Source organism: Gordonia sp. LMA167, assembly GCF_058130025.1.
In genome coordinates this window covers 3,505,531-3,527,367 of record NZ_CM176708.1, presented here as the reverse complement: position 1 = coordinate 3,527,367, position 21,837 = coordinate 3,505,531, and the positions used below count along the sequence as shown (strand labels likewise).

26 protein-coding genes and 2 tRNA genes are annotated in these 21,837 nt (G+C 62.8%); 4 read left to right on the top strand and 24 right to left on the bottom strand.

Going from position 1 to position 21,837, the window contains the following annotated elements:
* Positions 1 to 46 precede the first annotated feature (46 nt).
* A complete protein-coding gene (locus ACVT6V_RS16060) occupies positions 47 to 2,374 on the top strand; it encodes an FdhF/YdeP family oxidoreductase (protein ID WP_489894427.1) in 2,328 nt (775 codons plus the stop codon).
* Between the two features lie 74 nt (positions 2,375 to 2,448).
* Here the strand turns inward: ACVT6V_RS16060 and clpX are convergent, their stop codons facing one another.
* The 5 genes from clpX to ACVT6V_RS16035 form a co-directional block, all read right to left on the bottom strand.
* Complete coding sequence (gene clpX / locus ACVT6V_RS16055) at positions 2,449 to 3,729, bottom strand: ATP-dependent Clp protease ATP-binding subunit ClpX (protein ID WP_489894425.1); 1,281 nt, start codon at positions 3,727 to 3,729, stop codon at positions 2,449 to 2,451.
* A 315-nt stretch (positions 3,730 to 4,044) separates the two neighbouring features.
* Positions 4,045 to 4,746, bottom strand: coding sequence for an ATP-dependent Clp protease proteolytic subunit (locus tag ACVT6V_RS16050; RefSeq protein ID WP_489894423.1), 702 nt, complete (start codon positions 4,744 to 4,746; stop codon positions 4,045 to 4,047).
* Positions 4,747 to 4,796: 50 nt separating this feature from the next.
* Positions 4,797 to 5,411 carry an ATP-dependent Clp protease proteolytic subunit gene (locus tag ACVT6V_RS16045; RefSeq protein WP_489894421.1) on the bottom strand — a complete coding sequence of 205 codons (615 nt, stop codon included), beginning with the start codon at positions 5,409 to 5,411 and terminating at the stop codon, positions 4,797 to 4,799.
* A 256-nt stretch (positions 5,412 to 5,667) separates the two neighbouring features.
* Entirely contained in the window at positions 5,668 to 7,026 is a 1,359-nt protein-coding gene (tig, locus tag ACVT6V_RS16040) for a trigger factor (protein ID WP_489894419.1), read from the bottom strand.
* 67 nt (positions 7,027 to 7,093) lie between these two features.
* Positions 7,094 to 7,167: transfer RNA gene (locus tag ACVT6V_RS16035), tRNA-Pro, on the bottom strand.
* Positions 7,168 to 7,393: 226 nt separating this feature from the next.
* On the opposite strand from ACVT6V_RS16035, the gene ACVT6V_RS16030 reads away from it, so the two are divergent.
* The 3 genes from ACVT6V_RS16030 (at position 7,394) to ACVT6V_RS16020 (ending at position 8,281) form a co-directional block, all read left to right on the top strand.
* Positions 7,394 to 7,467 (top strand) — tRNA-Gly (locus ACVT6V_RS16030).
* A 155-nt stretch (positions 7,468 to 7,622) separates the two neighbouring features.
* Positions 7,623 to 7,967 carry a hypothetical protein gene (locus ACVT6V_RS16025; protein WP_489894417.1) on the top strand — a complete coding sequence of 115 codons (345 nt, stop codon included), beginning with the start codon at positions 7,623 to 7,625 and terminating at the stop codon, positions 7,965 to 7,967.
* Positions 7,967 to 8,281 carry a maleylpyruvate isomerase N-terminal domain-containing protein gene (locus tag ACVT6V_RS16020; RefSeq protein ID WP_489894415.1) on the top strand — a complete coding sequence of 105 codons (315 nt, stop codon included), beginning with the start codon at positions 7,967 to 7,969 and terminating at the stop codon, positions 8,279 to 8,281. Before ACVT6V_RS16025 ends, ACVT6V_RS16020 begins: the two co-directional genes overlap by 1 nt.
* 284 nt (positions 8,282 to 8,565) lie before the next feature.
* Here ACVT6V_RS16020 and ACVT6V_RS16015 read toward each other — a convergent pair whose 3' ends face one another.
* The 19 genes from ACVT6V_RS16015 to ACVT6V_RS15925 form a co-directional block, all read right to left on the bottom strand.
* Positions 8,566 to 9,498, bottom strand: coding sequence for a tyrosine-type recombinase/integrase (locus ACVT6V_RS16015; RefSeq protein WP_489894413.1), 933 nt, complete (start codon positions 9,496 to 9,498; stop codon positions 8,566 to 8,568).
* A 157-nt stretch (positions 9,499 to 9,655) separates the two neighbouring features.
* The gene (locus ACVT6V_RS16010; protein ID WP_489894411.1) at positions 9,656 to 10,156 is read right to left on the bottom strand and encodes a hypothetical protein; all 501 of its coding nucleotides are present in this window, start codon (positions 10,154 to 10,156) and stop codon (positions 9,656 to 9,658) included.
* Positions 10,153 to 10,728 (bottom strand): hypothetical protein, encoded by a 576-nt coding sequence (locus ACVT6V_RS16005; protein WP_489894409.1) that lies wholly within the window; start codon positions 10,726 to 10,728, stop codon positions 10,153 to 10,155. The genes ACVT6V_RS16010 and ACVT6V_RS16005 overlap by 4 nt, the downstream gene beginning before the upstream one ends.
* A 9-nt stretch (positions 10,729 to 10,737) precedes the next feature.
* Entirely contained in the window at positions 10,738 to 11,574 is an 837-nt protein-coding gene (locus tag ACVT6V_RS16000; protein WP_489894407.1) for a hypothetical protein, read from the bottom strand.
* A 3-nt stretch (positions 11,575 to 11,577) separates the two neighbouring features.
* Positions 11,578 to 12,144, bottom strand: coding sequence for a hypothetical protein (locus tag ACVT6V_RS15995; protein WP_489894405.1), 567 nt, complete (start codon positions 12,142 to 12,144; stop codon positions 11,578 to 11,580).
* An 82-nt stretch (positions 12,145 to 12,226) separates the two neighbouring features.
* Positions 12,227 to 12,385 (bottom strand): ribbon-helix-helix domain-containing protein, encoded by a 159-nt coding sequence (locus tag ACVT6V_RS15990; protein WP_489894403.1) that lies wholly within the window; start codon positions 12,383 to 12,385, stop codon positions 12,227 to 12,229.
* Between the two features lie 157 nt (positions 12,386 to 12,542).
* Complete coding sequence (locus ACVT6V_RS15985; protein ID WP_489894401.1) at positions 12,543 to 12,926, bottom strand: DUF7572 family protein; 384 nt, start codon at positions 12,924 to 12,926, stop codon at positions 12,543 to 12,545.
* A gap of 9 nt (positions 12,927 to 12,935) precedes the next feature.
* Positions 12,936 to 14,471 carry a hypothetical protein gene (locus ACVT6V_RS15980; protein WP_489894399.1) on the bottom strand — a complete coding sequence of 512 codons (1,536 nt, stop codon included), beginning with the start codon at positions 14,469 to 14,471 and terminating at the stop codon, positions 12,936 to 12,938.
* Positions 14,468 to 15,199 carry an alpha/beta hydrolase family protein gene (locus tag ACVT6V_RS15975; RefSeq protein ID WP_489894397.1) on the bottom strand — a complete coding sequence of 244 codons (732 nt, stop codon included), beginning with the start codon at positions 15,197 to 15,199 and terminating at the stop codon, positions 14,468 to 14,470. Before ACVT6V_RS15975 ends, ACVT6V_RS15980 begins: the two co-directional genes overlap by 4 nt.
* A 53-nt stretch (positions 15,200 to 15,252) precedes the next feature.
* A complete protein-coding gene (locus tag ACVT6V_RS15970) occupies positions 15,253 to 15,609 on the bottom strand; it encodes a putative phage holin (RefSeq protein WP_489900834.1) in 357 nt (118 codons plus the stop codon).
* Positions 15,610 to 15,671: 62 nt separating this feature from the next.
* Positions 15,672 to 15,875, bottom strand: a complete 204-nt coding sequence (locus tag ACVT6V_RS15965; protein ID WP_489894395.1) for a DUF7620 family protein — start codon at positions 15,873 to 15,875, stop codon at positions 15,672 to 15,674.
* Positions 15,872 to 16,168: a hypothetical protein gene (locus ACVT6V_RS15960; RefSeq protein ID WP_489894393.1), complete on the bottom strand. Its 297-nt coding sequence runs from the start codon at positions 16,166 to 16,168 to the stop codon at positions 15,872 to 15,874. Before ACVT6V_RS15960 ends, ACVT6V_RS15965 begins: the two co-directional genes overlap by 4 nt.
* The gene (locus ACVT6V_RS15955; RefSeq protein WP_489894391.1) at positions 16,165 to 16,575 is read right to left on the bottom strand and encodes a phage holin; all 411 of its coding nucleotides are present in this window, start codon (positions 16,573 to 16,575) and stop codon (positions 16,165 to 16,167) included. The genes ACVT6V_RS15960 and ACVT6V_RS15955 overlap by 4 nt, the downstream gene beginning before the upstream one ends.
* Positions 16,575 to 17,456, bottom strand: a complete 882-nt coding sequence (locus tag ACVT6V_RS15950) for a glycoside hydrolase family 25 protein (RefSeq protein ID WP_489894389.1) — start codon at positions 17,454 to 17,456, stop codon at positions 16,575 to 16,577. Before ACVT6V_RS15950 ends, ACVT6V_RS15955 begins: the two co-directional genes overlap by 1 nt.
* A complete protein-coding gene (locus ACVT6V_RS15945; protein ID WP_489894387.1) occupies positions 17,453 to 18,142 on the bottom strand; it encodes a C39 family peptidase in 690 nt (229 codons plus the stop codon). Before ACVT6V_RS15945 ends, ACVT6V_RS15950 begins: the two co-directional genes overlap by 4 nt.
* Positions 18,142 to 18,810, bottom strand: coding sequence for a C1 family peptidase (locus ACVT6V_RS15940; protein ID WP_489894385.1), 669 nt, complete (start codon positions 18,808 to 18,810; stop codon positions 18,142 to 18,144). The genes ACVT6V_RS15945 and ACVT6V_RS15940 overlap by 1 nt, the downstream gene beginning before the upstream one ends.
* A gap of 8 nt (positions 18,811 to 18,818) precedes the next feature.
* Positions 18,819 to 19,157, bottom strand: a complete 339-nt coding sequence (locus ACVT6V_RS15935) for a hypothetical protein (protein WP_489894383.1) — start codon at positions 19,155 to 19,157, stop codon at positions 18,819 to 18,821.
* 2 nt (positions 19,158 to 19,159) lie between these two features.
* Positions 19,160 to 20,926 carry a Gp37-like protein gene (locus ACVT6V_RS15930; protein WP_489894381.1) on the bottom strand — a complete coding sequence of 589 codons (1,767 nt, stop codon included), beginning with the start codon at positions 20,924 to 20,926 and terminating at the stop codon, positions 19,160 to 19,162.
* Positions 20,923 to 21,813: a hypothetical protein gene (locus ACVT6V_RS15925; protein ID WP_489894379.1), complete on the bottom strand. Its 891-nt coding sequence runs from the start codon at positions 21,811 to 21,813 to the stop codon at positions 20,923 to 20,925. The genes ACVT6V_RS15930 and ACVT6V_RS15925 overlap by 4 nt, the downstream gene beginning before the upstream one ends.
* Between the last annotated feature and the right edge of the window lie 24 nt (positions 21,814 to 21,837).

The window sequence follows — 21,837 nt, the reverse complement described above, 5'->3', positions numbered from 1 at the left end:
GAACAGTGTCGACGAACGTCACGGCGCGTGGGGCAAGATGGTGAATATGAGTGCCCGCCAGTCCCGCGACGAAACCCCCATCACCGAGCCGGAGGACGTCCACACCGGCCACATCAAGGACTATGCGGCGGGGGTGCCGGCGGTCGCGGTCGCGTTGCAACGCGGGTTCGAGCAGATGGGGCCGCTCCGCACGGCCCGGACGTTCGCCAAGCTGAATCAGCGGGACGGGTTCGACTGCCCCGGCTGTGCCTGGCCGGAAACCCCTGGTCATCGCAAGCATGCGGAGTTCTGTGAGAACGGTGCCAAGGCGGTCGCCGAGGAGGCCACGAAACGGCGCGTCACCCCGGACTTCTTCGCCACGCACTCGGTTGCCGACCTGCGTGAGCGGTCCGGCTACTGGCTCTCGCAGCAGGGACGCCTCACGCACCCCGTTTACCTGGCACCCGGCGACACCCACTACCGACCGATCGGCTGGGGCGAGGCGAATCGCATCATCGCCGACGAGATCACCACGATGTCCAGCCCCGACGAGGCCGTCTTCTACACGTCGGGACGCACGAGCAACGAAGCCGCCTTCGTCTATCAGTTGTTCGCCCGCAGCATCGGCACCAACAATCTCCCCGACTGCTCCAACATGTGCCACGAATCGTCCGGGACCGCCCTCGGCGACTCCATCGGGATCGGCAAGGGCTCGGTCACCGTCCCCGACCTCGAGGCCGCCGACCTGATCATCATCGCCGGGCAGAACCCGGGGACCAACCATCCGCGGATGCTGTCCACGCTGGAGAAGGCCAAGCACAACGGCGCACGCATCGTCGCGATCAACCCGCTCCCCGAGGCCGGTTTGATGCGGTTCAAGGATCCGCAGAAGATCGGTGGGGTCGTGGGCCACGGTGTGAAGCTGGCCGACGACTTCCTCCAGATCCGGCTCGGCGGGGACATGGCACTCTTCCGCGGCGTCGCGCGACTGCTCCTCGACGCAGAGCGGGCCGCACCCGGCACCGTGTTCGACCACGACTTTCTGGACAACCGTTGCGCGGGCGTCGACGACTATCTCGGGCTGCTCGAGGACGTCGACTTCGCCGACATCCTCGAGGCCACCGGATTGACCCGCGAGACGATCGCCGACCTCGCCGAGGCCGTCGCATCGTCGGAACGGATCGTGCTGTGCTGGGCGATGGGGCTGACCCAACATCACCACGCCGTGGCCACCATCGGCGAGGGCACCAACGTGCTGCTCCTGCGCGGCATGATCGGCAAGCCCGGCGCGGGCCTGTGCCCGGTACGTGGGCACTCGAACGTGCAGGGCGACCGCACGATGGGCATCTTCGAGAAGATGCCCGAGGAGTTTCTCGCCGCCCAGGATGCCGAGTTCGGCATCGCGAGCCCGCGCAGGCACGGCTTCGACACGGTGGCGGCCATCGGCGCGATGGCACGTGGTGAGGTGCGCCTGTTCTTCGCGATGGGGGGCAACTTCGTGTCCGCGGCTCCGGACACCGAGTACACCCGGGCTGCGCTGGCCAAGTGCGCGTTGACGGTCCAGGTCAGTACCAAACTGAACGAATCGCACCTGGCCACCGGGCGCGCCGCACTCATCCTGCCCACCCTCGGCCGCACCGACAAGGACGTCGTCGACGGTGTCGCACAACAGGTCTCGGTGGAGGACTCGATGTCGGTGGTGCACCTGTCCCGTGGTTCGCTGCCCCCGGCGTCGAAGGAACTGCACAGCGAGGTGGGCATCATCTGCGATCTCGCGACCGCAGTTCTCGGCGCCGACCACCACGTCGCGTGGCAGCAACTGCGCCGCGACTACGACCTGATCCGCGATCACATATCCCGGGTGATCCCGGGTTTCGAGGACTTCAACATCCGCGTCCGCCTCAGTGACGGATTCGTGCTCCCCCACCCGCCGCGGGATCGGCAGGAGTTCGCCACGCCGAACGCTCGTGCCAACTTCGCGGTGAATCCGCTTGAGTGGGTTCAGGTTCCCGACGGCCGGCTGATCCTGCAGACGCTGCGCAGTCACGACCAGTACAACACCACGATCTACGGGCACGACGATCGCTATCGCGGCATCAAGGGCAACCGCCAGGTCATCATGCTCAACCCGGAGGACATCGCGGAACTGGGACTACGGGCCGGCGGTCACGTCGACATCGTGTCGGAGTTCTCCGGATCCGACGGCCTGGAGGAACGGCGTGTGGACGGATTCGAGGTGGTGGCGTACTCGACACCGCGTGGCAACGCCGCCGCCTACTACCCCGAGACGAACCCGCTGGTCCCGCTGGGCTCGGTCGCGAAGGGCTCGAACACGCCCGTATCGAAGGCGGTGGTGATCCGGCTGGAGCCGAGCACCGCGAAGCTATCTTCCTAGGCACACGCAAGAATCCCGAACACACGCGATGCTCTGCGTGTGTTCGGGATTTCTGCGTGTTGGTCGACCGTGGGTCAGGCGCTCTTGTCGCGCCGCTCGTCGCGGCTGTCCTTGCGGGGCACGATGGTCGGGAGCACGTTGTCGCTCACCGTCTCCCCGGTGACGACGACCTTCTCGACATCGTCACGGCTCGGGATGTCGTACATCACCGGTAGCAGGACTTCCTCCATGATCGCGCGCAGACCACGTGCACCGGTGCCGCGGTGGATCGCCTGATCGGCGACGGCTTCGAGGGCGTCGTGGCTGAACTCCAGCTCGACATTGTCCATCTCGAACAGCTTCGTGTACTGCTTGACCAGCGCGTTCTTCGGTTGGGACAAGATCGAGACCAGCGATTCCTTGTCCAGATTGGTCACCGAAGCGACGACGGGCAGGCGGCCGATGAACTCGGGGATCAACCCGAACTTGATCAGATCCTCCGGCATGACCTCGGCGAAGTGATCGGTGGTGTCGACGTCGTCCTTGCTGGTCACTTCGTTGCCGAAACCGATGCCGCGCTTGCCGATTCGCTCGGAGACGATCTTCTCGAGGCCGGCGAACGCACCGGCGACGATGAACAGGACGTTCGTCGTGTCGATCTGGATGAACTCCTGATGCGGATGTTTACGACCGCCCTGCGGCGGCACCGACGCCTGTGTGCCCTCGAGGATCTTCAGCAGCGCCTGCTGCACGCCCTCGCCGGACACGTCGCGGGTGATCGACGGGTTCTCACTCTTGCGCGCGATCTTGTCGACCTCGTCGATGTAGATGATGCCGGTCTCGGCGCGCTTCACGTCGTAGTCGGCGGCCTGGATCAGCTTGAGGAGTATGTTCTCGACGTCCTCACCGACGTAGCCCGCCTCGGTCAGCGCCGTGGCATCGGCGATCGCGAACGGCACGTTCAGCATCTTCGCCAACGTCTGGGCCAGGTAGGTCTTGCCACAGCCGGTGGGGCCCAGCATCAGGATGTTCGACTTGGCGAGCTCGACGGTCTCGCCGGTGCGCGAGTCCTTCTTCTCCCCCGCCTGGATGCGCTTGTAATGGTTGTAGACCGCGACGGCGAGGGTCCGCTTGGCGGTGTCCTGACCGATGACGTAGTTCTCGAGGAAGTCGCGGATCTCGACCGGCTTGGGCAGCTCGTCGAGTTTCACGTCGCCGTTCTCGGCCAGCTCTTCCTCGATGATCTCGTTGCACAGGTCGATGCACTCATCACAGATGTACACACCGGGCCCGGCGATCAGCTTCTTGACCTGCTTCTGACTCTTCCCACAGAAAGAGCACTTCAGCAGGTCGCCACCGTCTCCGATTCGTGCCATCTCTTGTAAGCACCTTCCTTGTTGCTCCGGTTCTACCGACGGACCTCTTCCGCGGGCAGCCGGGCATGGGTCACCGGTCGGCAATCGGGTCGCCCAGTAACTCGACGGTACCCGCGTGCCGCTCGAACTTCGACCGATAAGGGAAATGTCGCAGCCCTGGATTCGATCGTCGTCCGTTTATCTGTTTGTCAAGGTCACCTGCGCACCTCGTGCACCGGCGACAACACCGGCGCAGATGTCAAGGATGAACCCCGGCGCCGACGTTCGGCACGCACATCGACCCGGCGTGTCGGAGCCGATGTGCGAGCCGAAGCGTCAGTGGTGGGACTTCTTGAGTGACTTCTTGCGGTACTCGAAGACCTCGTCGATGATCCCGTACTCCTTGGCCGCGTCGGCGGTGAGGATGTTGTCGCGGTCGGTGTCGCTACGGATCTTTGCCGGATCCTGACCGGTGTGGCCCGCCAGGATCTCGTCGAGCCGATTACGGATGCGCTCGATCTCCGCGGCCTGGATCTCCAGGTCGGACACCTGGCCCTGGTAGGCACCACCGGTACGGGGCTGGTGGATCAGGATCGTCGCGTTCGGCAGCGCCGCACGCTTGCCGGGCGTACCGCCCGCCAGCAGAATGGCCGCGGCGGAGGCGGCCTCACCCAGGCACACCGTCACGATGTCGCAGTGCACGTACTGCATCGTGTCGTAGATCGCGAGCATGTCCGGCACGCTGCCGCCCGGAGAATTGATGTACATCGTGATGTCGCGGTCGGGATCCTGCGATTCGAGGACGAGCAGCTGCGCCATCACGTCGTTGGCCACCGTCTGGTCGATCGGCGTCCCGACGAACACGATGCGCTCCTCGAACAGCTTCGCGTAGGGGTCGTACTGACGCTGACCGTTCGGGGTGTGCTCGATGAACTGCGGAAGGATGTATCGCGCCTCGATGCTGCGCATGGCGAGCGCCGACGCGGGAATCCCGGCGGCGACGTCGGCAGGCAGAGACTCGAGCGATGAGTTGATCAATTTCTGCTCCGATGTGTGAGATGGCCTCGTGGACGGATGGTCAGGGAGGGTCAGGGTGCCGGGGTGACCGACGCCGCGCGCGTGACCACGTGATCGACGAGACCGTAGTCCTTGGCCTCCTGCGCCGTGAACCACTTGTCGCGGTCGGCGTCGGCCTCGATCTTCTCCAGCGGCTGCCCGGAGAACTCCGCGTTGAGGCGGTTCATCTCCTTCTTGGTGGCCGCGAACTGCTCCGCCTGGATGGCGATGTCCGCTGCCGTTCCACCGATACCGGCCGACGGCTGGTGCATCATGATGCGCGCGTGCGGCAGAGCATGCCGCTTGCCCGGTGTGCCGGCCGCCAGCAGGAACTGGCCCATCGACGCCGCCATGCCCATGGCGTAGGTCGCCACATCACATTCGGCGAGCTGCATGGTGTCGAAGATCGCCATACCCGAGGTGACCGAACCGCCGGGCGAGTTGATGTAGAGGTTGATGTCGCGCGTGGGGTCCTCGGCCGCGAGCAGCAGGATCTGGGCGCACAGCCGATTCGCGATGTCGTCGTCGACCTGGGTGCCGAGGAAGATGATGCGCTCCCGGAGGAGTCGTTCGAAGACCGAATCGGTCAGATTCAGCCCGGACGCTCCCGAACTCATCGTCGGTGTGTGGATGGTCGGCTCACTCACTGTTCCTACCTTTGCCTGTCGTGGTGACGTGCGGTGGCTACCGCGTCCGCCCGTTGTCGGGTCCAGCTGTTTCCCGTGATGCCCCGAAGCCGTCACGGCGGGTTCATCACGGCGGGTCTCCCGATGTCCTCACCGACACTAACCAATGCCGCCCGATGGACAGTCCCGATGACACCCGTCTTCGCTGAGAGCAGAACAGCCGGCGACGGGTACGACGACCCGGCTCCGGCTGTTCTGTACAACTACGTGGCGCTTCTCAGCTCTCGTCGTTCTCGTCCGACTCGTCGTCGGCGTCCGGCTTGCCGAAGAACTCGTCGGTGTCCACGGATGCGCCGCTGCTGTCGGTCACCGTCACATCCGAGACGATCCCGGCCAGTGCCTTCCCGCGCCGGACGTCGGCGTAGACGGCGCCGACCTGGCCGGCGCTCTGCAGCTGCTGGATGAACTCCTGCGGCTGCATGCCGTAGCGCTGGGCCTGGAACAGGATCTGCTGGGTCAGCTCGTCCTGACCGACCTCGGTCTCCTGCTGCTCGGCGATCGCGTCGAGCAGGAGCTGCGTCTTGACCGACTTCTCGGCCTCCGCGCGCGCCTCGGCATCCCACTCTTCGCGGGTCTTGCCCTGGGCCTCGAGGAACTTCGCGACCTGCTCGTCGTCGTGGCCCAGTGCGTGGACGATCTGATGCTGCTGGCCCTCGACCTCGTCGGCGACGATCTTCTCCGGCAGCGGGATCTCGACCTTCTCGAGCAGCTCCTCGAGCACCTTGTCACGGATGGCGTTGGCCTGTTCCATCTTCTTCGACTGTGCGACCCGCTCGACCATGCTCTCGCGCAGCTCCGCGACGGTGTCGAACTCGCTGGCCATCTGGGCGAACTCGTCGTCGAGTTCGGGCAGCTCGCGCTCCTTGACCGAGTTCACGGTCACCGCGACCTGGGCGTCCTCACCGGCGTGATCGCCGGCGACCAGCGTGGTGGTGAACTCCTTGGTCTCGCCGGTCTTCATCCCGACGAGCGCTTCGTCGAGGCCCTCGATCAGCTGACCGGAACCCACCTCGTGCGACAGCCCCTCGGTGGAGGCTTCGTCGACCGCCTCACCGTCGACGGTGGCGGCCAGATCGATCGAGACGAAGTCCCCGTTCTCGGCGCCACGGTCGACGCCCTTGAGGGTGCCGAAGCGCTCGCGCAGTCCGTCGAGCTGCTCATCGACCGCGGCGTCGTCCACCTCGATGGCGTCGACCTGCACGGCGAGCGTCGAGTAGTCGGGGAGCTCGATCTCCGGGCGGACGTCGACCTCGGCGGTGAAGGAGACGGGGTCGCCGTAGACGAGGTCGGCGAGATCGATCTCGGGCTGACCGATGGCCTTGGTTTCGGTCTCCTCGACGGCCTGCGAGTACTTCGACGGCAACGCGTCATTGACCACCTGGGCCAGGATCGAGTCCCGGCCGACGCGTGCCTCGATCAGCTTCGCCGGCGCCTTACCCGGCCGGAAACCCGGGATGCGGATCTGCTGGGCGAGTGACTTGTAGGCCCGGTCGAACTCGCCAGACAGCTCCTCGAACGGGACTTCGACATTGAGCTTCACTCGGGTCGGGCTCAGCTGCTCGACGGTGCTCTTCACGCCTGCTCCTAACATCTGCATTTCTGCGTCGGGGTAAATGACAAGTCTCGCGGTCGGTTGACCTGAGTCGGGATGACAGGATTTGAACCTGCGACCCTCCGCTCCCAAAGCGGATGCGCTACCAAGCTGCGCCACATCCCGGTCGACCCGGATCGCAGCACTCATCGGAGACCGATGGAACGCAGAGCAGGGCCAACAGAAGATAGTACGTGTCGCCACGCCGACCACCTAAACGGGTGCACCGTCGCGCGGACGCGGCCCGGCCCGGACGACGCGGACGCGAGGCGATTTCAGGATCTTCCAGAACACCGGGTACAGTCTTGGGCGCACGCGACGCCGGTGGCGATCCCACGGGTGAAGCGGGCACGCGGGTGTAGCTCAATGGTAGAGCCCTAATCTTCCAAACTAGCTACGCGGGTTCGATTCCCGTCACCCGCTCCAGGTCAGAGCATACGAGCCTCCACCAAGTACACAACGAGATACACACCAACTGCACACAGACATGAGAGAGTCCCGGACCCCCGGTCCTCGCGGTGGAGACGCCTTCGGCGTCCGTACCTATTGCGGTCTGTACGCATTGGGGGCATAATCAAGGTATGGGAATCACAGAGCACGATGACATCACCGAGGGCCTTTACGAGGTAACGATCAACTCAGGGCTCAGCCGAAAGAGGTGGAACGACGCGAAGAACATAGCCAAGGGAATGCCCCAGGCCTCATTCGACGCCCGCCGAAAGGTGTGGACAGTCGCAGTGATCCCCGGCCGGGTCGGACTGGATGGGCAGGGCAGCCTAGATTCTCTGATCAGTGGATACGGATGCACCGTTGATCGACTCAGCGCCGACATGGCCGCTGACGTCGAGCGATCCGCACTGGAAGCCGAGCGCGACAGGTTGCAAACTCGGCTCGCTGAGATCGACGCACTACTCGCAGCGCTCTGATGGTCCGCCCCCGCCAGTACACCGACGAGGACGTGGCCGAATGGCGTCGACTCCTTGACGACGGCGGCTGGACCTTGCGTAGTCTTGCCGCGCACCTCGGCATTTCCGACTCGACGATTAAGAGGCGGGTCGGCCGCCGCAATGTCCGCACCGGGCCACCCGAGTACGACATCACGCCAGACGAGGCTGCTGCCGTCTACGCGGCCACGGGGTCCGAGCAGGCTGCGGCCGACGAACTGGGGGTGTCGAGATCGGTGATACGCAGACGCCTCCATCTCGCCGGGCTCCGTGATGCCGACTTCCATCGACGATGACATCGAGTCTTTCCCTCTAACGACGAAATCGGCCCCACCCTCGCGATGAGGGTGGGGCCGATTGGTTTGTCTGGCCGGTCACATCAGTCCTTGCAGGCCGGTCAACAGCCACAGGAACCAGAAGGGGAACACGACACTCACCTCCCCTCACAGGGACAGATGAATCGACGGCAAATCGATCCACCCAGCGATCAAGCCGATACCGAACCAGATGCCATGCGCGATAGCGAAGGCTTGGTCAGGAGTCATGAAGTCACCTCCCCTCGAGAGAGGTAGACGGGGAACTAGCCCACAGCGCCGAGGTATGCGGCCAAACCGTGGGAAGCGTGAGTGTCGAGGTTGAAACGGCCGCGATCGTAAATGCGAATCGTCGTCGATATGTCGCGGTGCCGTGCCATCAGCTGAACCTCGCGGATCGGGATGCCCGCGTCGATAGCGTTCGTGATCGCCGAATGCCTCAGCGTGTGCGGCGACACCAACATATCCGTGATTCCGGCGCGCTTCGCCAACCGCTTCACCACACGATCCGCCGACCGTCTGGTCATCCGCGATCCGTCGCGGCGCAGGAACAGCGGCCCCTGCTTGTCGTCCAGCTCTGTGATTGCCGCGTCAACCGCCCGCATGACGACCGGCGGTTGAGGCAGCACCGCCGGATCTCCGCCCTTCCCGGTAAACAGCAGCACCCGATGCCCCTTCGAGTAGTCGAGAACGTCAGGCACATCCAGGTTGCACGCCTCAGTGACCCGCACACCCAGGTAACCCATGAGCGCGCACATCGCATACTCGGACGGAGACGAGTCGTAGGCGGCGCGCAGTAGCCGCTGCATCTCCTCGCGGTTCAGTGACACCTTCTTCGACAAGTCCAGTTTCGGTTTCGGCACCCGAACGTTTCGGACGGGGTTCTTCACCACGTAGTCATCGTCGATGGCGATCTCGTAGAACTGGCGCACTGAGATGATGCGGCGGTTCACGGTCGTGGGGATGTTGCCGCGGTCCTCGCGGAGGTACCGCACGTATGCCTCGATGTGCATCCTGCGGCAGTCGAACGGATGGACGCCGTGTTCGGCGCACCATTCACGGAACATGCGGATGTCGTTGGTGTAGGCGATGTGCGAGTTTCCGTCCCACCGGGATAGGAACGCATCGACGAACAGTTCAAAGTCTGTGTCCGGGATGGCCCGTGAAATGGGGACAGGGGTAGCGTCTTGCTCAGTCATCAGTCCAGGTCCGATCTGGTTTGGTGGCGAGGCCCCGGCTGTTGGTGTTGGCGCACCTGGCCGGGGCCGTTCTATGCGAACCCTCGCCACCTTACCTGATGATCGAACACCTGTGCGCTTATGTAAGCGCCCGCTCCCCGGACGTTATGGGCTGGGGTTAGCGCACTCCGACGAGCACAAACGTGTAGCCCAGCGTGGCGACCAGTGAGGCTGGTGTCGCCGGGAGGGGATGCGCGGTGGCCTGCCGATACTGACGTCCCTTGCCGAGGTCATTGTCCGCACCCGCCGAAAGCAGGGTCTGGAACGTGCCGGTGGTGCCGTCAGCAGAGAGGGCCAGCCAATCCCCTTCGTGCACCCACACGGGGGTGTCGAGGGCGATCTCGGCATAGCCGACAGCTGGGCACACCACCGCGCCGGAGGTGGCGATCCGCGCCCCCGGCACCGCAGTACGCCCCGCCCCCGAGTTGCGGTACACCGCGACCGAGATGTTGTTGCCGTTCGTGAGTACCCGCAACCCGATCTTGGAGATCATGCCTGCATCGCGTACCCGCGCATAGTGAGCGCCGTTGGCTGCCGAGACGGCCATGTTGTCGGTTCCGCGAACGATTCCGGGGTCGACGGTGGCGGGAAACCCGAACGCGCTGTTGTGGCGGCTCACAGCTTCTTGCCCGTCACTTCGAGGCCGACGAGGAACCGGGGGTCGGTACCGCCGGTCACGGTCGAGCCGGTCAGGTTGACCCGCACTCCTTGCGGGAAGTGCCGCAGGGTGCGGCGCACGATGATCGGATTGGCGAACAACCCGGTTGACGCGTTGTAGCCGGTGGTGGCCTGGGTGGCGATCACTCCGTCACCCTGCCCGGTGATCGGATCAGCCACCGGTTCGGGCTGTCCCGGCCCGTACAGGCCGACACCCTCCACGATGTGGTTGGACACCTCCACGTCCGACAGGTTGCCCCAGCGTGGGGTCTGGAATCGGTACACCGCACCGGAGTGCATCTGCCGGTACTCGAAGTGGGCCTTGAGGGAGAACGCGGAGGGCAGGGCGTTCGCGGGCGCACCGACCGAGCCGCCATCGGTGATCCCGAGGAAGGATAAAGTCCAGGTCAGTTCGTCATACATCGACGACCAGTCCACCCGGTTGGGTGGCTGCAACAGGGGGGTCGAGCCACCGGAGAGTTTGACACCGAGGTTGAACTTCTCTGCCAGCAGGACATGGGTGCGTGTGGGCATCAGGGCTCCTTACAGGGTGTTGGTCGCCGAGTACACGACATCGTCGGCGAAGAGTTGGCAGCCGCCAGCCACATCGGTGTTGCGGGACAATCCGAACCCGATGTTGAAGCCGCCAGAGAAGTCGGTGATGAGGTTGGACCCGTCCCACTGGCACGGTTCTAGTGATGACCCCGCGCCGAGGCCGGTCAGGTCGAACACGGTGGCCGACTTGCCCTGGCCGATCTGCAACTCCTGATAGCCGCCGAGACCCGAGTTGGCTTGCAGGTCCACAGTGAGGCGCACGTACTGCATGTTCTGCTTGTTGTCGTTGTTGCCGATGAACAGCCGACCCGAGCTGGGAATGTTCTTCCAGTTGGAGTCGGTGTTGTCGCCATTGTCGCCTCGGACCCGCCAGTTCGCGAATGTCGGTGAGGCGTGGATAACGCACTGCGCCTTGAAGAAGGATCGGACGGTGGATGTGTAGTTCTGGGTGTCGATGTACATCTGGAACGCCGACCAGGACGAGTCGTAGGTCATCACGCCGAGTGCCAGATACGCCGAGAAGTGGTGGTAGCGGTACTCTTCGTGCCGCGCCAGGCGCTTGAACACGGCCACCTGATTGGATACGTCGTTACTCGCAGGGGAGGCGTGCTCCCCGGTTGACAGCATCAGGGAATGCGACCCCCGGTATTGCATCTCCGAGGTGCGCGACACGATCGGCCATGGCCGGTAGCCGTCCCAGTGATCGGTCCAGCCGTCGAATCCGGCGTCGAAGTCGGAGCGGTAGAGGATGACTCCGCCGTCGCCATGGTCGTCGAGGTTGCGCCCCCGCCCTGCTGCGGTGCCTTCGTCTTTCGCCAGTGCCATGGGTCAGCCTTCCGGTGCGGTGTAGATGATGTTGTCGATGTCGCCGGTTGCGGTGTTGATGCGGATCTCGGTGACCGACCCGGCGGGGAGGGGGTCGCCGTTGGTGTCGCGGAATAGCACATAATTCGCATCACCTACAGCAGTGACAACATCTTCGACAGCGGTTTTTGTTGCCCCCGCTGCGGTCACAAACCCAGCCACTGTGTCGTTGGTGGTGGGGGTGATGCCTTGAGAGTCGATGTAGTCGGCGACCGCGGCCGCAATCTTTTGTGCCGGTGTGGTAGCGGGGATGGCTAGGTTGGCTGCGATCAACGGCCACAGTTCGCCACCTTCGGCGGGGACGTCGAAGTCGACGGAGCGTGACCCGGACAGCCCGAACACCTGCCACGGCCCTTCCGTGAGGGTGACGGTGGATTCGACGTCATGGGGGAACTCGTCGTTGAAGCTGGTGGATGGGTAGACGATCGAACCATCGGGTGCTTCGAATGTGGTGCGTGGCCGGAACCGAAGACGTCGGCCGGATGTCAGTGACGGGTAGCCGTCAGACAGGGTGAAAGTGATGTCAGGCATTCGTTTTTCCCCTTTCGGGCATAGAAACAACCCCCTCACACATTGGGTGGGGGGGTGAACGGTATTCAGTTGTGAAGCGTGTTTATTGGGGGTGTTCGTTGTGGATGCGGGTGTTTACGGTGTCCCGCACAAACTCGGTGCGGTTGGCGTAGCCGAGAGCCCGCGCGGCTCTCTCCCATAGTTCCCATTCGTCGTCGGGGATGCGCATACTGCGGGCCGGGGTGTGCGGCTGATTCGGCATCTGCACATTCCTTCAATCAGATGGATCACCAGTGAGGTGTATTGACACCTTTTGGGGACTAGCCTAGCGTGTCAACTGTCAGGAGCACCACGCACCAACAGGCAGGACACCCAAAATGATTGTCAGCGCAGCCGTTTGGCTCGGAGCCGTCATCCTCTCATCCGCCATCGGCGGAGCCCTCGTCGCCGGAGGACTCGCCGCCCTCAGCACCCTCGCCGGGTAACAACTCATACCCCACAGCGCGAAGTGCCGCCGTGAACGACGTCGCATCCGGCAACTCCAACAGTGCAGTCATACCGTTGGACGGATCACCATCAGCGTCCAACACGGCGGCATTCTCGTCCGCACGAAACACATCCGTCCCGCTCGGGGCGTGAGAAACAGCGATCGGAATACCCAGCCCCAACCGCGCGTGAATCTTCCGCAACGCCGACGCATCTTTCACCGTCACCAGCAGATATGATCCGTCAGAACATCGGTAATGGTTAGTGGTAGGGCAAAACTGCCGAAGATCCTCACCCACCAGAACAGCCGTCTTCACCCTTTAACCTCACTTGTAGTAGATCCACAGAATCCCGGCAGCTCCAGGACCTCCAGCGCCTGACGCCCCACCGGACGAGGTGTTACCCCGACCAGCGCCACCACCACCACCACCACCACCACCGGGGTAGCCGCCCGCACCGCCACCGCCAGCAGTGATCGTCTGCAGTGCGCTGGTCGTCTGCCTCGCACCACCACCGCCGCCGCCAGCGCCACCGCACTTCGTCACCGCTGTGACCGACGCATTCCCGCCTGCGGAACCGGCGCCCGACGTTCCCGACCCTGTCCCGGCCGCCCCCCCAGCACCACCAGCCGCCAGTACAGACGACTCCCCAACTTCACCATCAGTGGGTGACCCACCGTGAATGGCATCCCCACCCTTGCCGCCCGCGCCAGGGTTGGACTCGCACGGGGTGTAGCCGAACGGCGTGGAGATACCTGAGCTGGTACCCGAATTGACTGTCAGAAACGAACCGAACGTGGTGGACCCGTCCGCAGCAGCGATTGTGTACGCCACAGTGCTGGGCACTGACGCCGGATCGATCTGCTGCGCAATGTAGCCGCCACCCAGGCCGCCAGCGCCACCGGGCACAGTCTCACCCGAGGGGCTACCGAAGTTCCCGTCAAACGTCCCGTTAACACCAGTACCGCCGCCGCCGACGCCGATCACAACAAGCTCGGTGATCCCTGACGGCTTCGTCCACGTACCCGATGTGGTCTTTGTTTCTACCGTGTACCCGTTGATGACAGCATCTTTGACTGTCTCGATGGTGTACTGCACCTCGGAGATAGCGCCTGTGCCGCCCGACCCGAACCAGCCGTTGTAGATGCCGGTCGCCAGCGCTACTACGTTCGACGCGTTGTCAGCGATGCTGTCCCACTTACCCGTGACGAACGCCTGTATCGCCAACAGCGCAGCATCCGACCCTACATAGGAGCCATCCAACGCATCCTGCAAATCCCCAAACGATGCTGCGATAGCGGCGATCCCATCAAACCACCCCGCAGGATCATCCCCCGGATCAACCGTCCCCCCCGACAACAGATTCTGCAGATTCCCAAAAAACGCTGACACATCCGTCGTTGACGCCCCCGCACCCCCAGTCACACCAGAGATGATCTCCAACACCTTCCGCAACAACCCAAACAGCGATTGAATCGCCAACAGAATGTCATCATCACCCGCATAAGTGCCGTTGATCGCATTATTCAAGTCGACCAGCGTGCCCACCAAAGGGAGACCCTCAAAAAAGTCAGTGATCAGCGGATGCAGATCAGTCGGGTCCTGAATGTCAGCCGGGTCAGCCTGGGCCACGTTCTTGGCGAAGTTGGCAAACAAATCCACCACAAGCCCCAACGGGCCACCCACATTCGACGGGTCACCCGCCGACGTGCCATTGACGATCGACGGAAACCGGCCAGCCGCCAACGAATTAAACTTTGCTTTCGACGTGTCCTGCAACGCCGACCCCAACTGCGCTGGGGTGACAACACCTTCAGGCAGTGCGGACGGGTCCGTTCCGATTGGAAGGTTGGGGGTCGTCATGTGTACTTTCCGATCGCCTGCGCCGCCAACCGCATCCCCGACACCCGCACACCCCGCTCCGAATACCACTGCGGCTTCCCATAAGCCGCGCCGTGCTGGCCATCCCACAGGTAGCCGCGCAACCAGGCAGGGGCCTCCGCATACGCTTGCCACCACCGGGCATCCCACACATGCGCGTGCGCCTGCCGCGCCTGCTCATCCGTGAGCTGGTCACACATGTCGTAAAACCATTCGCGGGCACCTTGTGTGGTGACCGAGAATGAGCGGATCGCATCCGAGAATTGCCGCCACGGCGAATCCGCCGGCGCCGACGTAATCCCATCAACCGGGTTGCAGATTTCGAACACGTCCACCCACGACGGCCACCGACCGTGTTGCCCATCAAGGCCGAACCCGTGCGACGGCATCCCATACGACTGCCCTGCCCTACGAGACGGGTTGGCGATGTTGACGACCGCCACCACCTCACAATCCGCATACAAGCCACAAGCTTGTGCCTCAAGGAAATCCGACACAACAAGAGCGCCGAGACTGTACCCGGACAGCACCACAAGGTGGGGGGTGGCGCGGATCGCTGCAGCCACATTCCGCACACCCTGCCTACGCGACTCCACCTCCGAAGGCCCATCAACCCGCCCCTCAGGGTTGAATACTGCGATCGATGCCGGGTATTCCACGTCCACGTGATCGACAGGTCCAGGCACCATGCGGGCAATCTGGTTGAGCATGTTGCCCGGTCCACGCAAAGGTTCCCCCGTACCCCGCAGGGTCAGCAAAGTGATCACTTCAGGGCCGCCTTCCGCCGATCCTTGGCCTGCTCACGCAGCAACGACCACAACATCGGCAGATACGCCACCGCCCCCAACGTGTAGATGGTGAAACGGATCTGCTGGCGGCCCGGATAATCCAAGTCCCACCACACCGCAACCGAAATCTGATCCAACACCACCGACAACACAATGCACTTGGTCAGATAGATTTTTCCGATCTCGTTCTTCCACCAGATCGACCGGAACAGGTACAGCAGGGTGAACACATTCACCAGCACCGCAATCCCCAGCAGGGAAATGTTGGCGGCCAGCCGGTAGTCCAAGTCCACGAAAATGTCGACAACGAAAGCGGCACACACGAACAGCATCGCCGCCACCGTCACACCGATGATCGGTTCACTGCTCCGTAGCCACGTGAGGAAACGACAGATCATCGGCCACTCCAAGCCTCTTGCAAAAGTTCGGTCCACCCGTTCTTCTCCAGGTGCCACCGCAACTTGCGCACTGTCTCTTTTGATTGCTGAACTGTGGTCTCTACTTGACGGGACAACTCGACAGCTTCCCGTTTCTCCGCCCGCGCCTGCTCAGCATCAGCACGTGCCTTCTCGATTTCCCTCGTCCACGGCCACTTCACGGTTGCCCCCCAGTGGTCTCTCGAATCGAATCGAGAAGGTGGGCTTGCAACTTCCCCGCCACATCCCACTCCGACACCGTTGTCGACAGTTCACGGATGATGCGTTTGTCCTCCCGATGCCCTTCACGTAGCTCGGAGATCGTTTCGTCTTTCGCGGCGACAATCTCGCGGTGGTGGATACCAAGGATCAGCCACCCCGATTTGAGGCCCCAAAACACGATGAGGACGAACACGACGAGGACCCCGACAACCCCGACACCGTTCCAGGTGTCGGGGTTGAGGGGCAGGCTCATTCGGCGATGGGCGCGTTCGGGTCAGCGTGTCCTGCATTGCTGCCCTGGCTGAACGCCGACGACGTCGGAGTGTTGGCGTTGGCGACACTGCCCGCAGCACCACCAATCAACGCCGACACCAACGGAAGCCACACCCCCACCTGCGCATCGGTCAGCAGCCCATACCCGACCACCACAGCCTGACCGGCAGTGGTGGTCGCATAGAATGCGGCACGGAAGCTGGACACGCTCCGCGCCATCGCAAACGCGATACCGGGGCCGAGGATGGCAGTCGCCAAACCCGTCCACAGGGCGGCCTGCGAATCACTGAGCGCCCCATAGGACACGAGCAGTGTGGTGGCGATGGGCAGCAGGGTGTAGGCGAGGGCACGAACATCAGCCCACGACCGGATCTCGAGAACGTTCATCACTTCTTCCCTTCGATGTCGGCGAGGACGGCTTTCGCACCGGCATCACCCTTGGCGGCCTCGCGCTTCACGAGATCCACAAACTCCGGCACGCCCGCACGGGCCTGACCCTCCACGAACTCCTCATGGATGCGGGCATCAATGTTGAGGACGAACCCGGCGAGGGTATCGATCGGATCATCCGAGGCCCGATACTTCGAGCGGGACGGAAACTTCTTGGACAGTTCGTCATCGGCTTTCGACATGGCATCTCCAAACATGCGGTTGAACTCGTCTCCCGAACCTCGGAAGGCGTTGACATCAATGGATTGACCGGCCACAGTGGCGGTTTCCGAAAACTGCAGGATCTGCACAGGCTTGCCACCCATGTCAGCCCACCCTGCGTGCAAATCCCCCGGATACAACTGGGGAGGTGTACCCCCACCGTTCACGTAGTGGGAGTTCCAGATCGGCGCTGGCAGCCCGGACAGGTCGGCCGACTTCATGCGTGACGACCAATACCAGCGGGGAATGTAGATCGGCAGAAACCGGGTGAACCCCACCGCTTTGTAGGCGGCGATACGCCGTTGCAAATCCCACAACGATCCTGGGGTGGTGGTGTCTTCGTAGTCGATCTGCAGCGGAAAGTCTGTTGACCCTGCATGGGAGGCGAGGAGTCGCGCCTCTGCCATGGGGTCGGTGTCGCAGCGACAAAACACATATCCGCCCCAACGGCCGGGGAAGTGCTTCTGCATTTCCGCTTTCGCCCGAGGCCAGTACGGGTCGCGATACCCGTCTCCTTCGGTCACCTTGTGGGTGGCAAACGAGATGCCTTGTGTTTTGGCGAGCCCGAAGTTGAAGTTGCCCTGATGGTTGGATACGTCAATGCCGTAGAAGGTCATCGGTGGTCCTCCGTGTACCGTTCGTGCACGCGGGCATCGATGTGGAGGATCATTCCGGCGAGGGTGTCGACGGGCTCATCGTTGGCCCGATACTTGGAGCGCGACGGATAGCGTTTGGTGAGTTCCGTGTCCGCCCAACTCGCTTTCGGCACATCCGGTGCCACCAAAGCGCCGTAGCCCTTCGGGGTGATGTTGACCGCCAACCGCTCAATGCTCATCCACCAGTGCTCAACACCGGAGAAGCGCGCCGAATCACTGATGTACACGTGCGACGCCAAACCGTCATCACGAACCTTCGCCCCCACCCCGCTGATGTAGTGCATGATCAGCTCCCACGGATAGCCGGGGGGTCGGGTGTTGCCTTGTGCCCAAATGTTGATCGGCATACCGCGGCGACTGTTCACAATGGTTTCGGTGACTGCGAGTCGCAGTGCCTCCACCTGTTCTGTTGTGGGGTTGCCGTTCTGGACGTAGCGGGCACTGTAGGCACGGCCGGTTCGGCCACCGAGCACGGTGTTGATGCGTGACACATCGGAAGTGCCGTCGACAGTGGTGCCGCACTCCCTGGCCATCTGCTGCTCCGTCACAGCAATGCCGTACGTCGACAACACCACCAAAGCCGTCGACGGACCGCATGTGTAGCCGGTCTGTTGCGCGTGGTACGTGTGCGGAAGAATGACGTCCATCACAGCACCGGAACCGTCACATCGCCCTGCGCCCGCAACAGGGCATCCATGTCCCTGAACGAGATGTGCGCAGACCCACCATCACCCCACTGATCCGACCAACTGTTGAGCATCGTCACGTACTCGCTGTCCATGTCGCAGCCACGGATCAGATACTCGTGGCCACCTTCCTCATCCCCCGACACCGACAACACCGAACCCCGAACCGGCTCGTTCATACCGGTCAACCACACCGTGCCCACCATCACCGGACCTGACTGCAGCGCCTGCAACAGTTGGTTGAAACCGAACGCGTGCTTCCACCCACTGATCAGGCTCTTTTCGCGGGCAGCTTTCGCCACCGAGTTCCCATCCGAACCCGTATCAGTGGGCGGGTATTCGCCGTCAATGCCGTCGAGTTGGGTGGCCCGCGAATAGATGGCCACCGCATCCTCCTCCACCAGCCACCCATCACTAGCAGTTTGGGAGTGGGTGGTGTTGAGCCACTGCGCCATCGCATTACCCGTACACGACCCGACCGAGCCCTGGTCGAGGACCGGGGCGTGGTTGTCCCACATCACCGTCCGCAACCGCACCGAAGGATTCGCCACAATCCCGTACGAGCGGGACCGCGGATCGTGGTTGACCAGCCGCCCAAACGTTCGGGGGATACCAAGAATGTGAGTCATGTGTTCTCCTAGCCGTTCTTCACGGTGCCAAGCAGTTTCGCCGGAATCTTCTTCGGAACCTTCGGCGCCTTCGCCACCCGAGGAGTCGACTGCACCGCATGATGATCCGGCTCCACCGGAACGTCCTGCGACTCCTCACGGATACGTTCCTTCTGCCACCCCGGAACAGCAGATAGTTTCGCTTCCAGATCTGCCTTGTCCACCACATCCGTTTGGCGGATACCGAAGTCATCCAGAAACTCGGCTACAGGCCGCAAAATCGTTACCGGGGCTGCACCGTCCGCCGCAGCGAACGCCAACACCAACGCCGCAGCCAACTGATCCACCCGAGCCTTCTTGTCATCCATAGCTACGCGATACCAATCTCATTGAGGGCAGAGAATGCGGTGGCAGCAGTGTCAACCAACTTTTCCAACGCATCACGCTTCGTACGCAGATCACCAAACTTGGCTTTCCACACAGACGGTTCATCCCGACTGATCGGCAACGACATTTCCCGGCAGCGAGTCACAAACACACGCGCCCCCAAAAACTCTGTGGTGGCGCCGACCCGGTCACCCAACCACCAATGACCTTGCCCGTTATCGCCAATCAGCCACGGGCAGGCGGAGGCAACCTCGAATGAGAACGCCACATCGGGGTCTGTTTCGCGGCGCCGCTTCCGCAAATCCATGATGGCTGCGGGTGTGTACGCCTGCGTCACACCCGTAGCAGCGGTTTCGAGGTAGTGCCCCCACCCCTGCTGTGCCGCCCGCCCGATCAGAGGGACACTCATGTAGGCGAGGATGCTGTTACGCAGAATCGGCATAAGGAAGGCGTTCAGAATGTTGCCGAGCGACCCCACCCCGTAACCGGCGATGTTGATGTTGTCGCCCAACACATCCCCGGCATAGCCGATGACAGCTTCCTCCAACTCGTTCACTCCGGGCATACTCTCGCCGCCCGCCGTGATACGGCACGGACCGCCAGCGGCACGAGTCAACTCGAAATTGTCGACACCGGTGATGTCGCCATCCCGATACACCACATACGGGTGTGGGGGTTGCGTACCCAAAACGCCGGGAAGCTGATAGCCGGTGGTGTCCACCGGATCTCCGGTCAGCAGGTCGTAGGAGTCTTCCACGTAGTTGGAGGTGACGTTCGCTATCGACCGCACCAACCCGGTCGCCAGGTTGCCGCCCAGCGAGGTTCCCGCCAACCAGCCCGACTTGTCCACAATGTCGACGAACAGGGTGCCCTGACGCCAATCAGTGCCGGCACCCGCCCACGGTTCGGGGTCGCCGTCCAGGAATCGTCGGGTGACGATCATCTCCTCGGCATCCTCGAGGATTGGGGACATCACATCCCACCACGACTGTTTGATCGTGCCAGTGATGATCGTCGTCGGGGCTACTGACGAGCCCAAAGGTTTGGGCATTGGAATGATTTGGGCTTGCGCCCACAACCCGCCCGTCCACGTCGACGGGTCCAACAGGTCCAAGTTCATGTTGAAGTTGGTGCCCTGGTTACGCAAAACGTTCATACCCAGGGTGAGTAGGCCACCCCAGTCGGCGGGCGCCCACAGGAACTGCACCTTCGGCTGCTGAATCAGCGACACCGGCAGAAACGGAGAAGCTGCCATGTGAACGTGCTTGAGTTCCTGAATGTCCTCCAAGAACTCGAGGATCACCCGCGACCCGTCTTTCGACTTTTTGATGGTCACACCACCCTCAGGGTTGGTGCGCCCACCGATACGGCCGCCGTCCTTCTCCACGATGACGTGAATGTTGGAGGTGCCGCGGGCATCCTGATCCAACGCCCAATGCGACAGGAACGTGGACCGGCGGTCCTTCTGGGATTGCGCCCACTGTGAGAACTCGTCGAGATCGCTCCCCGTGTACGGGTTGATCTTTCCGTTCGCGATCGGCAACTCCAGGTGCACGGTGCCGGTGTCGTTCATTTTCAGGGTGACGCCACCCTCGATCACCAGTGCTGCGGTGCCCCGATAATTCCAGTCGCCGTCGTACAGGCGGATGCGGGCCGGTTTCGAGATGCGCGCCCGGCGGGTGTCGCGGATCTCGCGAGCCCACAACGCGAAATCATCCACATCAGATCCCGCATAGGCGACAACACTCATTCCAAACCGCTTTCGGCGGACCAGAACCGGCGCAAAGTAAACTTGGCTTGCGCCCCCGCAGGACCGTTGATCGTCACCGGCATCATCACCGGATCAGCCGCCGACCCCGTATACGGAGGAACCCAATACAGTGGTTCCACACCCTGCATCTGGCCGTTGGCGTTCGACAAATCGGCCGCCACATAGGTGTCCATGATCGGATCGGACATCACCGACCACATCACCGAGATCGGCGGATACGGATCATCATCGGGTGTGACGATCATGCGGTCGGCGTGATCGTCGGGTGTCCAGGTGGGGTCGATGTCCTGTTCGTTGCCGAAACTGAAATCCGGGAACGAAAACACTGCTGACCCGTTCGGCTTCAAACACCACTCCGGCCACGCCTTCTTGTCGGTCGGATTCCACACCGGCACATACAGGGTGTTCGATCCCGACGACGGGTTGGTGACGGTCACCTCCAACGCTGGTGACTCGTAGTCGGGTTGCAACGCAACCGCAGTCACGACCGCTGTGGCATGGCCGTGCAGGTTCCAGTCCTGGGTGGGTGAGAACTTAATGCCCTTGGACCGGCGCAGCGACAACCACCGCACATCCGAACTGTCGGTGGTGACCCGCCACAGAATTTCGCGGCCCGGACGCCACAACTTCCGCAACCTCGAAATCGACGCCTCAATCCCATCACCCGTGTCATACAGGTTGAACGGCAACGTCAACTCGCGGATCGGGAACTCGTCCTGACCAGCCAAACCACCCGGCGCGTTCGCCGTCTCGATGACCTTCAAATCCAACTCATCGGAGAACGGGCCCTCCGGATCAACATCGAGTTTGATGTCGCGGAAATCGAACCCGCCACCAGAGATGGTCACTTCGTCGTCATCAGCCACCAACTCGATGGTCGCCAACTCGTA

Excerpts from the sequence above, each read along its gene's own strand:
- ACVT6V_RS16060 (WP_489894427.1), top strand. The coding sequence starts at position 47 with ATGAGTGCCCGCCAGTCCCGCGACGAAACCCCCATCACCGAGCCGGAG.
- clpX (WP_489894425.1), bottom strand. The coding sequence starts at position 3,729 with ATGGCACGAATCGGAGACGGTGGCGACCTGCTGAAGTGCTCTTTCTGT.
- ACVT6V_RS16025 (WP_489894417.1), top strand. The coding sequence starts at position 7,623 with ATGGGAATCACAGAGCACGATGACATCACCGAGGGCCTTTACGAGGTA.
- ACVT6V_RS16020 (WP_489894415.1), top strand. The coding sequence starts at position 7,967 with ATGGTCCGCCCCCGCCAGTACACCGACGAGGACGTGGCCGAATGGCGT.
- ACVT6V_RS16015 (WP_489894413.1), bottom strand. The coding sequence starts at position 9,498 with ATGACTGAGCAAGACGCTACCCCTGTCCCCATTTCACGGGCCATCCCG.
- ACVT6V_RS16005 (WP_489894409.1), bottom strand. The coding sequence starts at position 10,728 with ATGCCCACACGCACCCATGTCCTGCTGGCAGAGAAGTTCAACCTCGGT.
- ACVT6V_RS16000 (WP_489894407.1), bottom strand. The coding sequence starts at position 11,574 with ATGGCACTGGCGAAAGACGAAGGCACCGCAGCAGGGCGGGGGCGCAAC.
- ACVT6V_RS15995 (WP_489894405.1), bottom strand. The coding sequence starts at position 12,144 with ATGCCTGACATCACTTTCACCCTGTCTGACGGCTACCCGTCACTGACA.
- ACVT6V_RS15990 (WP_489894403.1), bottom strand. The coding sequence starts at position 12,385 with ATGCCGAATCAGCCGCACACCCCGGCCCGCAGTATGCGCATCCCCGAC.
- ACVT6V_RS15980 (WP_489894399.1), bottom strand. The coding sequence starts at position 14,471 with ATGACGACCCCCAACCTTCCAATCGGAACGGACCCGTCCGCACTGCCT.
- ACVT6V_RS15975 (WP_489894397.1), bottom strand. The coding sequence starts at position 15,199 with ATGCTCAACCAGATTGCCCGCATGGTGCCTGGACCTGTCGATCACGTG.
- ACVT6V_RS15970 (WP_489900834.1), bottom strand. The coding sequence starts at position 15,609 with ATGCTGTTCGTGTGTGCCGCTTTCGTTGTCGACATTTTCGTGGACTTG.
- ACVT6V_RS15960 (WP_489894393.1), bottom strand. The coding sequence starts at position 16,168 with ATGAGCCTGCCCCTCAACCCCGACACCTGGAACGGTGTCGGGGTTGTC.
- ACVT6V_RS15955 (WP_489894391.1), bottom strand. The coding sequence starts at position 16,575 with ATGAACGTTCTCGAGATCCGGTCGTGGGCTGATGTTCGTGCCCTCGCC.
- ACVT6V_RS15950 (WP_489894389.1), bottom strand. The coding sequence starts at position 17,456 with ATGACCTTCTACGGCATTGACGTATCCAACCATCAGGGCAACTTCAAC.
- ACVT6V_RS15945 (WP_489894387.1), bottom strand. The coding sequence starts at position 18,142 with ATGGACGTCATTCTTCCGCACACGTACCACGCGCAACAGACCGGCTAC.
- ACVT6V_RS15940 (WP_489894385.1), bottom strand. The coding sequence starts at position 18,810 with ATGACTCACATTCTTGGTATCCCCCGAACGTTTGGGCGGCTGGTCAAC.
- ACVT6V_RS15935 (WP_489894383.1), bottom strand. The coding sequence starts at position 19,157 with ATGGATGACAAGAAGGCTCGGGTGGATCAGTTGGCTGCGGCGTTGGTG.
- ACVT6V_RS15930 (WP_489894381.1), bottom strand. The coding sequence starts at position 20,926 with ATGAGTGTTGTCGCCTATGCGGGATCTGATGTGGATGATTTCGCGTTG.